Genomic DNA, 11132 nt, shown 5'->3' on the forward strand with positions numbered 1-11132 from the left:
GCGGTCCCGCCGCATGACTGGTCCCCAGCCAGCCATAGTGCGCATGCCATGTCAACCCGTTGCAGTCGCAAAGAAGGGGCGATCATCGGCCGCGTTCACCCGACACCCGGGCGGACTTGGCCATTCCATGGCCGGATAGCAACCAACGAAGGGAAACCGTGGAATCCGCGCTCACCGTACGAGCACGAGGCCGCACGAGGGGTGACATTAAAGCTTGCGTCAAGCACCGCTTCAGGCCCCTCCGGCAAGAGCGCGTTCGTAATGACATCCATTTTCATATAGAGTCCGCCGCGATCCTGCTTCGTCACCTGACCGGAGGTCCCCATGGCCGTTCCCAAGCGGAAGATGTCCCGCAGCAACACCCGTCACCGCCGCGCCCAGTGGAAGGCGAGCACCGCCCAGCTCGTCCCCGTGACCGTGGACGGCTCGGTGTGCCTGGTGCCGCAGCGCCTGGTGAAGGCGTACGAGCGCGGCCTCATCCACCCGGAGGGCTGAGCCCGCATGGCACCGAACGACCGGCTGCCCGTGACCGTGCTGTCCGGGTTCCTCGGGGCGGGGAAGACCACCCTGCTCAACCATGTGCTCGGCAATCGCGAGGGCCTGCGGGTCGCCGTGATCGTCAACGACATGAGCGAGGTCAACATCGACGCCGCGCTCGTCCGCGGCGGCGAGGCCGCCCTGTCCCGTACGGAGGAGCGCCTGGTCGAGATGACCAACGGGTGCATCTGCTGCACCCTGCGCGACGACCTTCTGGTGGAGGTCGAACGGCTGGCCCGCGAAGGCCGCTTCGACCACCTCCTGATCGAGTCCAGCGGCATCTCGGAACCGATGCCCGTGGCCGCCACCTTCTCCTTCCCGCGCGACGACGGCGCCACCCTCGGCGACCTGGCCCGCCTGGACACGATGGTGACCGTCGTGGACGCCGCGAACTTCCTGGCCGAACTGGACGGCGGGGACGAGCTCGTCGCGCGGGGGCTCGACCAGTACGAGGACGACGAGCGCACGGTCAGCGATCTCCTCATGGACCAGGTGGAGTTCGCGGACGTCCTCGTCCTCAACAAGCTCGACCTGGTGGACGCCGACGCCGCCCGCCGGCTCCGCGCCACGCTGTCCCGGCTCAATCCGGAGGCACGCGTCATCCCGGCCGTGCGGGGACAGGTCGCCCTCGAGCAGGTCCTGGGCACCGGCCTGTTCGACGTCGAACGGGCCCAGCAGGCCCCCGGCTGGGTGAAGGAGCTGAACGGCGACCACGTGCCGGAGACCGAGGAGTACGGCATCTCCTCCCTGGTCTTCCGCGCCGACCGCCCCTTCCACCCGCACCGGTTGTGGAGCTTCGTCACCCGGGACCTCGACGGCGGCGCCTTCGGGCGGATCCTGCGGTCGAAGGGCTTCTTCTGGCTCGCCAGCCGGCCCCGGGTCACCGGACTGTGGTCACAGGCCGGCGCCGTGGCCCGCTTCGAGCCGTCCGGCGCCCGGGGCCCGGAGACCGCGCAGGGCCAGGAACTGGTCTTCATCGGCACCGGCCTGCGCGCCGACGAGCTGCGCGCGGCCCTGGAGGCCTGCCTGCTCGCTCCCGGCGAACCGGCCCCGGCGGACGACGACTTCCCCGCCTGGGAGACGTACGGCATCGACGACACCTGCGAGCACGAACACGCGGCCTGACGCGGGCCCACGCGCTCCGGGCCGGACGGTGGTCGCAGCCACGGCACCGTCCGGCCCGGTCCTTTCCTATCGGGCCGCCCCGGTCCCCGGCCGGTAGCTGCGCAGGTCCCGGCTCACCTGGTCGCCGGAGGCGTTGCGGACGGTGACGGGAAGGGTGCGCGGGGCCCGGCCCCCTTCCACCCAGGCGACCAGGGCACCGAGATCGTCGACGGTGGCGCCGCTGCCGTCGTTGAAGCCGCAGTGGGTCACGCCCGGGGCGAGGAAGAGACGGTAGAAGTCGTCGACCTTCTTGGTGCCGCCCAGCTTCCGCTCGACCTGCTCGCGGTACGTCACGGTGCCCTGGGTGGGGATGAACTCGTCGGCCTGGCCGTGCCAGGTCAGCAGCTTGCCGCCGGAGTCGCGGAAGGCGGACAGGTCCGGGTCGTCGGTGCCGATGACGCCGTCGTACTCGGCCTGGGACTGCCGGAACAGCTGCGGGAACTGGGCGTAGGTGACGGTGGAGACGTCGAAGGACGGCTGCTTCTTGAGCCACGTGGCGACCCAGGCGGCGGGGACGGGGAACGGCGCGCCCTTGACGTTGCCGTCGGCATCCGGCGGTGTGGTGCCCGCCAGGGCCGACAGTTCGGCCCCGACGGGGACTCCGGGCCACAGCTTCCGGCCCGACGTGGTGCGGGGGCCGTCCCAGATCCTGCGCACCACGGTCGCGTCGGCGGCGGTGATGGTCAGCTCCCGGCCCTCGCACAGCACCTTGGTGCCGATCAGGCTGCGCGGGTCGAAGCGGCACCGCTCGGGGGCGTCGACCAGACCGTCCTCGGCGCCGTCGAGCGGGTCGCAGGCCTGGACGGCGGCCTTCGTGAAGGCGCCCAGCTCGCACGGTGTCGGGTGGTTCTTCTCCTGGTTCATCACCACCTGCGGCCACAGCGTGGCGACCTCGAACTCGTCCCAGTGGACGGCGGGCGCGTTGGCCAGGATGCCGTCGTAGTCGTCGGGGTGCCGCTGGGCCTCCATGTAGCCCTGGCGGCCGCCGGTGGAACAGCCGTTGAAGTACGCGTAGGAGGCGGGCCTGCCGTAGAAGCCGGCGATGACCTCCTTGGCGACGACGGCCGCCTCGTGTGCGGAGCGGCTGGCGAAGTTCTCCAGCAGCGCCTCGTTCACCCGGCCGTCACCGCTCAGGGCCCAGCTGGTGTCGAGGTACGTTCCGACGCCGGCGTCGGTGGTCGCGGCGGCGTAGCCGTTCCTGACCGCGCCCGCCAGGCCCTTGCCGTAGTCGCCGGCGGCGTAGGCGCTGCCGCCGATGGTCTGCAGGCGTCCGTTCCAGCCCTGCAGGGGCAGCCACGTCCGCACCGTGACGTGGTCGCCCGCCCCCGGGTGGGTCAGGATCACCGTCACGTCGCAGAAGGCCGGCACGCCGTCGACGTGGCCGGCGGGCAGCGGCCAGACCTCGGGCACCTCCACGGTGCCGGCCTCGTGCCGTACCGCCGTCACGCTCTCCACCGTGGTGCCGGCCGGAGCCCTGACGGACTGCGGGGAACAGACGGGCGGGGCGGACACGGCGGCGGGGCCGCGGGACGGCTGCGCGGACGCGTTCGGCAGGTACGCCGCCGCCGTGATCAGCGGCACGCCGGTCGCCAGGGCAGCCAGAAGTCGTCGTCGCAAGGTGTTCCCCCATCAGGAAGTTTGACCGTCACCGGTTTAACTGGTGACGATGCTGGCATGGGCGCGATCGGACTGTCAACGTCCGGAGCGTGGACAGGGCGAGCCGCGCGGCGCGGAAATCCGGGCGGGGCGGCGCGGCGTCCTGTTAACCTGTCGACGACGTTGACCGTGTACCGAGGAGTCGCAGACGTGGTGGGTGACGACGACATCTCCGGGTGAGATCCGGATCTGACGGCCGCCGGGCGTGCTGAAGAAGCGCCGCCGGGAGTGGCCCGTTCGTCGTACCTCTTTTCCCCACGTCTGCCCGGGGCGGAGCTGTCTCCGCCCCCAGCTCTCCCGAGGTCTCCTCCATGTCCGACGCCACCGTCGTCTGCTCGAACCTGTCCTTCGCCTGGCCCGACGACACACCGGTCTTCCACGACCTGTCCTTCACGCTGACCACCGGAAGCACCGGTCTGGTCGCCCCCAACGGCTCCGGCAAGAGCACGCTGCTCAGGCTGATCGCCGGCGAACTGCGGCCCGCCACCGGCTCGGTGTCCGTCAGCGGCACGCTCGGCTACCTGCCCCAGACCCTCCCCCTGACCGGTGACGTCACCGTCGCCGAGGTGCTCGGCGTCGCCGACGTGATCCGCGCCCTGGACGCCGTCGAGTCCGGCGACGTGAGCGAGGAGCACTTCGCCACCATCGGCGACGACTGGGACGTCGAGGAACGCACCCGCGCCCAGCTCGACCGGCTGGGCCTGGCCGGCCTCGCCCTCGACCGCCGCCTGGGCACGCTCAGCGGCGGCCAGGTCGTCCGGCTCGGCCTCGCCGCCCAGTTGCTCAGGCGCCCGGACGTGCTCCTGCTCGACGAACCGACCAACAACCTCGACCGGGACGCCCGGCACAGGCTGTACGACGCCCTCGGCGACTTCAAGGGCCTGCTGTTGCTGGTCGCCCACGACCGCGCCCTGCTCGACCGCATGGACGGCATCGCCGAGCTCGCCAGCTCCCGGCTGCGCTTCTACGGCGGCAACTTCACCGCCTACGAGGAGGCTGTGCGCGCCGAGCAGGAGGTCGCGGAGAAGAACGTCCGCAACGCCGAGCAGGAGCTGAAGCGGGAGAAGCGGGAGCTGCAGCAGGCCCGCGAACGCGCCGACCGCCGTGCGAGCAACGCGGCCCGCAACCTCAAGAGCGCCGGGCTGCCACGCATCTTCGCGGGGAACATGAAGCGCGGGGCCCAGGAGGCGGCGGGCCGGGCCGGCCAGATGCACGCTTCCCGTGTCGGCGAGGCCAAGGCGCGCCTCGACGAGGCGGGGCGCGCGCTGCGCGAGGAGCAGCGCATCACCCTGGAACTGCCCGACACCCAGGTGCCCGCCGGTCGCGACCTGTTCCTCGGCGAGGGGATGCAGGTCCGGCACGACGGCCGGGACGTCTTCGCGGAGGGCGGGATCGACCTCTCCGTACGCGGGCCCGAGCGCATCGCCCTGACCGGCCCCAACGGCGCGGGCAAGACCACTCTGATGCGCCTGATCACCGGCGAACTGGTCCCGCAGGACGGGAGGATCAGGCGGGGCGACGGCCGCATCGCCTATCTCTCCCAGCGGCTGGACCTGCTGGACCCGGACCGCACGGTGGCGGAGAACTTCGCCGCGTTCGCGCCCGGGCGGCCCGAGGCGGAGCGGATGAACCTGCTCGCGCGCTTCCTGTTCCGCGGCTCCCGGGCCCACCTGCCCGTCGGCGTGCTCTCCGGCGGCGAACGGCTGCGCGCCACCCTGGCCTGCGTCCTGTGCGCCGAACCGGCCCCGCAGCTGCTGCTGCTCGACGAGCCGACCAACAACCTCGACCTGGTCAGCGTGGGCCAGCTGGAGAGCGCGCTCGACTCCTATCGGGGCGCGTTCCTCGTGGTCAGTCACGACGAGCGGTTCCTCGCCGAGATCGGGGTGAACCGCTGGCTGCGGCTGGCCGGCGGAACGCTCGGGGAGACGGCGACCCCGGCGGTGTGAGTCGGTGGCCCCGGCAGTGTGAGTCGCCGGTCCACGGCAGCTTGCGGTGGAGGGGCGCAGCGCTGGCCAGCCTTGCGCCCCTCAGCGGTCACCTGTCAGGATGGTGATGTGAATCTTGACCATGTCTTCGTGTGCGGACACCCGGCGCTCGACTTCGCGGCCACGCTGCGCGCCCGGCGTTCGACCCGCTTCGAGATGTTCGTGTCGCCGGACCGGCTCAACGCCTGGTACCTGGAGTCCGGGCTCGTGGACACGATCACGCCCGGCGCGGAGGACGACGTCCGGGAGGCGGTCACGCTGCGCGAGGCCGTCTACCGGCTCGTGACCGACCGCCGTCTCGGCGAGGACTTCGACCGGCAGGCGCTCGCGGTGCTGAACGCCGCGGCGCGGCGGACCCCGGCGACCCCGCAGCTCACGATGGCGGGCCGGCACACCGACGCGACGCCCTCGCAGGCCCTGGCCACCGTGGCCCGGCAGGCCGTCGAGCTGCTCAGCGGCCCGGACGTCCCGCTCATGAAGGAGTGCGGCAACCCCGAGTGCACGCGCGTCTACATCGACCGCTCGCGCGGGATGCGACGGCAGTGGTGCGGCATGGAGTCCTGCGGCAACAAGATCAAGGCCGCGGCCTATCGCGCGCGCAAGAAGACGGCGCCGGCCGCGGCCGGGAAGTGACCCGGCCGGCGGAACCGACGCCGCGGGGCGGGACCGGCGGCTGACCGCCGGTCGCCTACAGTCCCAGGTCGAGGGCGAGGCAGGAGAAGAACTTCCACGAGCCCTCGGGGTCGTACGAGGCGGCGGTCCCGCCGGGCGCGCCCGCCACCTCCTCGGTCATGTCCTCGGCGCGGACGCGCTCGGGGAGCCTGCCGTACCGTGCGTGCCGCGCCGCCGCCGCGGCCGAATCGGTCATGCGTTCCTGGTCCATGCCCGTACTCCTCGTCATCGGTGTCCTTCCGCCCCGTCGGCGTCCCTCCGACGGGCGGACCGCTCGTCACCTGTCAAGGTGGTGACGCGCGGACGTCTGGTGGTCAGAGGCGGTCGGCGTCGGCGACCGCCCGCGCGAAGACGGCCGGCGCCTCCTGCGGCAGGTTGTGGCCGACGCCCGCGATGGTGCGGTGCTCGTACGGGCCGGTGAAGTGGTGGCGGTAGCCGGCGCCGTCGCCGGGCGCGGTGAAGGGATCGAGGGCCGGGTCGAGGGTGATGGTGGGCACCCCGACGGGCGGCCGGGCGGCGAGCCGCTCCTCGTAACGGGCGTAGCGTCGGTCGCCCTCGACCAGGCCGATGCGCCAGCGGTAGTTGTGGAGCACGACGGCGGCGTAGTCGGGGTTCCTGAACGCCTCGGCGGTGCGCCGGAAGGTGGCCTCGTCGAAGTCCCAGCCGGGCGAGACGAGGGTCCACACGTAGCGGCACAGGGCGATGCGCTCGTCGACGTCCTCCATCGCCCGCTTGCCGCGCTCGGTGGCGAAGTACCACTGGTACCACCAGTTGCGCTCGACGGCGGGGGCCGCGGGCATCCGCTGCGCCTCGCGGTCGGTGATGAGGTATCCGCCGGTCGAGACGAGCGCCTTGACCCGCTCGGGCCACAGGGCCGCGATGACATCGGCGGTCCGTGAGCCCCAGTCGAAGCCGGCGAGCACCGCCTTGTCGATCGCGAGGGCGTCCATCAGGGCGATGACGTCGAGCGCGACGGCGGACTGCTCGGCGGTGCGGGGCGTACGGCGGGACAGGAACCGCGTGCTGCCGTGGCCCCGCAGATACGGAACGATCACGCGGTACCCGAGGTCGGCGAGGAGCGGGGCGACGTCGACGTAACTGTGGATGTCGTACGGCCAGCCGTGCAGGCACAGGACGACCGGACCGTGCGCCGGGCCGGCCTCGGCGTAACCGACGTCGAGGACACCCGCCCTGACCTGCTTGAGGGCGGGAAAAGCGGTGTGGCCGCCGGAGGCGCCGCTCACGCCGGACAGGCGTCCCGCACGTCCCGCACCGGAGGCTCCGGCCACGCCCGAAGCGCCCGCCGCGGCGGACGTTTCGGCCTGCAGGCCGGCCGCAGTGGACTGCAGGCCGGCCAGCGAGACCGCGGCCGCGCCGGTTCCCAGGCCGACGGCCCTGCCGAACGTACGCCTGTTGATCATGACTGACCCCTCCGTGACGCGCTTCCGGTGACCGGCCCGTAGCCGGCTGATGGCACGACGACCTTCGCACCCCACAGCGTCACCTGTCAAACCGGTGACGCATCTTCATCACCACCTTGACCGGTGACGCATCGGCATGCCACTTTACGTCCCGTCAGAAACCGCCACACCGGAAGGGACGTCAGGACGTCATGGGAACCACGGGAAACATCAACGGTGGCCGCAAGCGGCGCGCGACGGGCACGATCGCCACGGCCACGGCAGGACTCGCGCTCGCCGCCCTCGCCCTCGCCGGCACCGCCGACGGAGCGACCCGGAACCTCGATGGATCGGCCCCGCACGCCGGCGGACACGTCAAGCCGACCATCGTCCTGGAGCACGGCGCCTTCGCCGACGGCTCCAGCTGGAACGGCGTCGTCGCCGAACTGCGCGCCGACGGCTACCCGGTCGTCGCCGCCGCCAACCCGCTGCGCGGCCCCGCCGCCGACGCCGCCGCCCTGCGCACCGTCCTCGACCACGTGAAGGGCCCCAAGATCCTGGTCGGCCACTCCTACGGCGGCAGTGTCATCAGCCAGGCCGCCACCGACGACCCGCAGGTCAAGGGCCTCGTCTACGTGGCCGCGTTCCTCCCGGCGCCCGGGGAGACGGCCCTGGAGCTCACCGGCAGGTACCCCGGCTCCACCCTTCCCGACGCCCTCGACCCGGTCACCTACCGGCAGGCCGACGGGACCACCGCCACCGACCTCTACATCCGACAGGACGCGTTCCGGCACCAGTTCGCCGCCGACGTCCCCGCCGGCCAGGCGGCACTGATGGCCGCGGCGCAACGCCCCATCGCCCAGGCGGCGCTGGAGGAGAAGACCACCGGCGCAGCCTGGAAGACCAAGCCCTCCTGGGCCGTCGTCACCACCCAGGACCTCAACATCCCCGCCGCCTCCCAGCGCTTCATGGCCAGGCGCGCCCATGCCCGCACCACCGAGGTGGCGGCCTCCCACTCCGTCGCCGTCTCCCACCCCCGCCTCGTCGCCGACGTCATCGAGCGCGCCGCCCGCACCACCGCCGGCTGACCGGGGCACCGAGCGCTCCGAGGGCGGGAAGCGGCGTTGCTAGCCTGCTCGGCATGATCGAGGAGGGATCCATACGGCGCATATCCCACTCGTTGTCGCCGGACGGTCCGCAGCGCGCTCTCATCGTCGCGAGCTTCGTCAGCCGGGTGGGCAACGGGCTGTTCAACACCGCCGCGGTGCTCTACTTCACGCTGGTCGTGCACCTGCCCGCCGCGCAGGTCGGAGTCGGCCTCACGATCGCCGGCCTGACCGGGCTGCTGGCCGGTATCCCGGCGGGGAACCTGGCCGACCGGTTCGGACCTCGCACGGTCTGGCTGACGTCCCTCGCGCTGCAGGCCGCGACGATGGCCGCGTTCGTCTTCATCCACAGCTGGGCCACGTTCACGCTCATCGCCACCCTGGACCGGCTGGCGGCAGCGGCGAGCGGCGCCGCGGGCGGTGCGCTCATCGCCCGCGCCGGCGGCGAACGCCCGGCCGCGTTCAGGGCGAAGCTCCGCACGTTCGTCAACCTCGGCGTGGTCCTGGGCACCGTCGGCGCCGCCTTCGCCATCGCCGTCGACACCCGCTCGGCGTACACCGCGCTCATCCTCGCCAACGCCGCGAGCTTCGCCGGCGCGGGCCTGATCGCCCTGATCGGCGTGCCGGACTACCGGCCCCTGCCCCGGCCCGCCGAGCACCGCAGCTGGTCCGTGCTGACCGACCGGCCGTACGTGTCCTTCGTCGCGCTCTACGGAGCCATGGGTCTGCAGTACCAGACCGTCTCCCTGCTGCTGCCGATCTGGCTCTCCGCCCACACCGACGCGCCCCGCTGGACCGTGGCGGCGGTCTACGCGGTCAACAGCGGGGTGTGCGTGCTGCTGCAGAGCAGGATCGGCTCCCGGGTGGAGACACCGCGCCAGGGCGGCCGGGCGTTCCGCGTCGCCGGGCTGCTCTTCCTCGTCAGCTGCCCCCTGATGGCCCTGACGGCGGACGTTCCGGCCTGGGTCGCGCCCGGGCTCGCCGTCCTCGCGGTCTGCGTGCACAGCCTCGGAGAGGTATGGGAGTCCTCGGCCGGCTTCGCGCTCGGTTTCGGTCTCGCCCCGGACCACGCTCAGGGGCAGTACCAGGGCTTCCTCGGCATCGGCTTCGACGCCGGACAGGCCCTGTCCCCGGTGATCCTCACCACCGCGGTCCTCGGCCTCGGGCACGCGGGCTGGCTGCTGCTCGGCGTGTTCTTCGCGGCACTGGGGGCCGCGGGCCCCCCGGTGGCCGCATGGGGCGAGCGAACCCGCCGTACGGACATCGGCCGTCACTCGTGTGAAAGCTCTGCGGGTCACTCCGTATAGGACACCCTCCGTCCTATATGGAGGCCATGCTTCCGCTAGAGCCTCCGCAGGCGGGCCGTGCGCCCCTGCGGAGCTCCGCCCCGTCCGTTCGCGTTCCCCTCAGGAGTCACCATGCAGCCTCCCGCCATCGCCCCGTGCCTGGGAGTCTCCGACACCCAGACGACCGTCGACTTCTACGAGAAGCTCGGCTTCACCGCCCTCCCCGCCGGCGACGACCCGGACGACGACCTGCGCATCCTGCTCTTCGACGGCGAGTTCGCCCTCATGGTCTACCGTGACGAGCACCTGCGCCGCTGGCTGCCTGTGCTGAATGACACGCCGGTCGGCGCGTTCGGCATGTTCTACCTGGCCGTGGACGACTTCGACTCCTACGTCGAACGCATCCGGCCCCTGGTCACCGTCCAGAAGGACGTCGTGGAGCACGAGGGCCAGAAGCTCTTCTACTTCACCGACCCGAACGGCTACGTCATCGGTGTCACCCAGAAGCGGTCCTGGTGACCGCCGACCGCCGACCGCCGAGACGCAGAACACCGGCCCGCCGCAGGGCGGGTGAGGGGTGCCCGGACCTTTCGTAGCGATGTCATTCGTAGCGGTACAGCAGGGATTCCCTCTCGTGCTCGCGGACCTGCTCCAGCGTCAGACCCGGGATGTCCAGGTGCGCGAGGGTGATGGCGGCGGAGCTCGGGACGGCGTCGGCGGGGAGCCATTCCTCGGGCTTCCAGGCGCTGCCTCGCAGGAAGGCCTTCGGGCAGTGCTGGTAGACGTCCGTCGCCTCGACCACGATCGCGCTGCGCGGGGGCTTGCCGACCGGCGTGAGCTGCTCCAGCAGACGGGGGTCGGTGGAGACGCATGCCCGGCCGTTCACGCGGAGCGTGGATCCCTGGCCGGGGACGAGGAAGATCAGGCCGGCCTGGCCCGTCTCGATGATGTTGCGGATGCTGTCGAGGCGCCGGTTTCCGGTGGCGTCCGGGATGGCCAGGGTGAATTCGTCCAGTACGGAGACGAAGCCGGCCGGACCGCCGCGCGGGGTCACGTCGCAGCTTCCGTCGGCGCCGGTGCTGGCGATGAACAGGAGCGAGGAGCGGGCGACGAAGGCGCGGGCGACGTCGTGCAGGCGGTCCACCGCCTTGCGCGACGCCAGGTCGCTGGGCTGCTCGTAGATCTCGCGCAGGCGGGCCGTGTCGCGTACGGCTTCGGACTGCAGGGCTTCGAATATGCGGCTGGTCGGCCGCGACGTGGTCGTCACGTACCGGCAACCTAGCCGATGGTGGATCTTGGGGGAACGGCCGGGGCTCCGCGCAGGAC

Annotated in this window: 11 protein-coding genes; 7 read left to right on the forward strand and 4 right to left on the reverse strand. The window is 72.0% G+C overall.

Going from position 1 to position 11132, the window contains the following annotated elements; genetic code table 11:
- Positions 1-324: 324 nt before the first annotated feature.
- Positions 325-495 (forward strand): 50S ribosomal protein L32, encoded by a 171-nt coding sequence (gene rpmF, locus ACFWJO_RS01910; RefSeq protein ID WP_386862880.1) that lies wholly within the window; start codon positions 325-327, stop codon positions 493-495.
- Between the two features lie 6 nt (positions 496-501).
- Entirely contained in the window at positions 502-1662 is a 1161-nt protein-coding gene (locus tag ACFWJO_RS01915) for a GTP-binding protein (protein WP_386862881.1), read from the forward strand.
- A gap of 66 nt (positions 1663-1728) precedes the next feature.
- Here the strand turns inward: ACFWJO_RS01915 and ACFWJO_RS01920 are convergent, their stop codons facing one another.
- Positions 1729-3318: a DUF6351 family protein gene (locus ACFWJO_RS01920; protein WP_386862882.1), complete on the reverse strand. Its 1590-nt coding sequence runs from the start codon at positions 3316-3318 to the stop codon at positions 1729-1731.
- A gap of 350 nt (positions 3319-3668) precedes the next feature.
- On the opposite strand from ACFWJO_RS01920, the gene ACFWJO_RS01925 reads away from it, so the two are divergent.
- The gene (locus tag ACFWJO_RS01925; RefSeq protein ID WP_386862883.1) at positions 3669-5303 is read left to right on the forward strand and encodes an ABC-F family ATP-binding cassette domain-containing protein; all 1635 of its coding nucleotides are present in this window, start codon (positions 3669-3671) and stop codon (positions 5301-5303) included.
- A 108-nt stretch (positions 5304-5411) separates the two neighbouring features.
- Complete coding sequence (locus ACFWJO_RS01930; protein ID WP_386862884.1) at positions 5412-5975, forward strand: CGNR zinc finger domain-containing protein; 564 nt, start codon at positions 5412-5414, stop codon at positions 5973-5975.
- A 55-nt stretch (positions 5976-6030) separates the two neighbouring features.
- Here ACFWJO_RS01930 and ACFWJO_RS01935 read toward each other — a convergent pair whose 3' ends face one another.
- Both ACFWJO_RS01935 and ACFWJO_RS01940 read right to left on the reverse strand, forming a co-directional pair.
- Positions 6031-6225 (reverse strand): hypothetical protein, encoded by a 195-nt coding sequence (locus ACFWJO_RS01935; RefSeq protein ID WP_386862885.1) that lies wholly within the window; start codon positions 6223-6225, stop codon positions 6031-6033.
- A 103-nt stretch (positions 6226-6328) separates the two neighbouring features.
- The gene (locus tag ACFWJO_RS01940) at positions 6329-7435 is read right to left on the reverse strand and encodes an alpha/beta fold hydrolase (protein WP_386862886.1); all 1107 of its coding nucleotides are present in this window, start codon (positions 7433-7435) and stop codon (positions 6329-6331) included.
- Between the two features lie 191 nt (positions 7436-7626).
- Here ACFWJO_RS01940 and ACFWJO_RS01945 point away from each other — a divergent pair, with 191 nt between their 5' ends.
- From ACFWJO_RS01945 to ACFWJO_RS01955, 3 genes are all read left to right on the forward strand, one after another.
- Positions 7627-8502, forward strand: coding sequence for an alpha/beta fold hydrolase (locus ACFWJO_RS01945; RefSeq protein WP_386862887.1), 876 nt, complete (start codon positions 7627-7629; stop codon positions 8500-8502).
- Between the two features lie 53 nt (positions 8503-8555).
- Positions 8556-9827 carry an MFS transporter gene (locus tag ACFWJO_RS01950; RefSeq protein ID WP_386862888.1) on the forward strand — a complete coding sequence of 424 codons (1272 nt, stop codon included), beginning with the start codon at positions 8556-8558 and terminating at the stop codon, positions 9825-9827.
- Between the two features lie 111 nt (positions 9828-9938).
- The gene (locus tag ACFWJO_RS01955; RefSeq protein ID WP_386862889.1) at positions 9939-10325 is read left to right on the forward strand and encodes a VOC family protein; all 387 of its coding nucleotides are present in this window, start codon (positions 9939-9941) and stop codon (positions 10323-10325) included.
- 82 nt (positions 10326-10407) lie between these two features.
- On the opposite strand, the gene ACFWJO_RS01960 is transcribed toward ACFWJO_RS01955, so the two are convergent.
- Positions 10408-11073, reverse strand: a complete 666-nt coding sequence (locus ACFWJO_RS01960) for an MSMEG_1061 family FMN-dependent PPOX-type flavoprotein (protein WP_386862890.1) — start codon at positions 11071-11073, stop codon at positions 10408-10410.
- Positions 11074-11132: the final 59 nt, after the last annotated feature.

Origin of the sequence: Streptomyces sp. NPDC127092, assembly GCF_042722475.1 — a bacterium.
Lineage (GTDB): Bacteria > Actinomycetota > Actinomycetes > Streptomycetales > Streptomycetaceae > Streptomyces.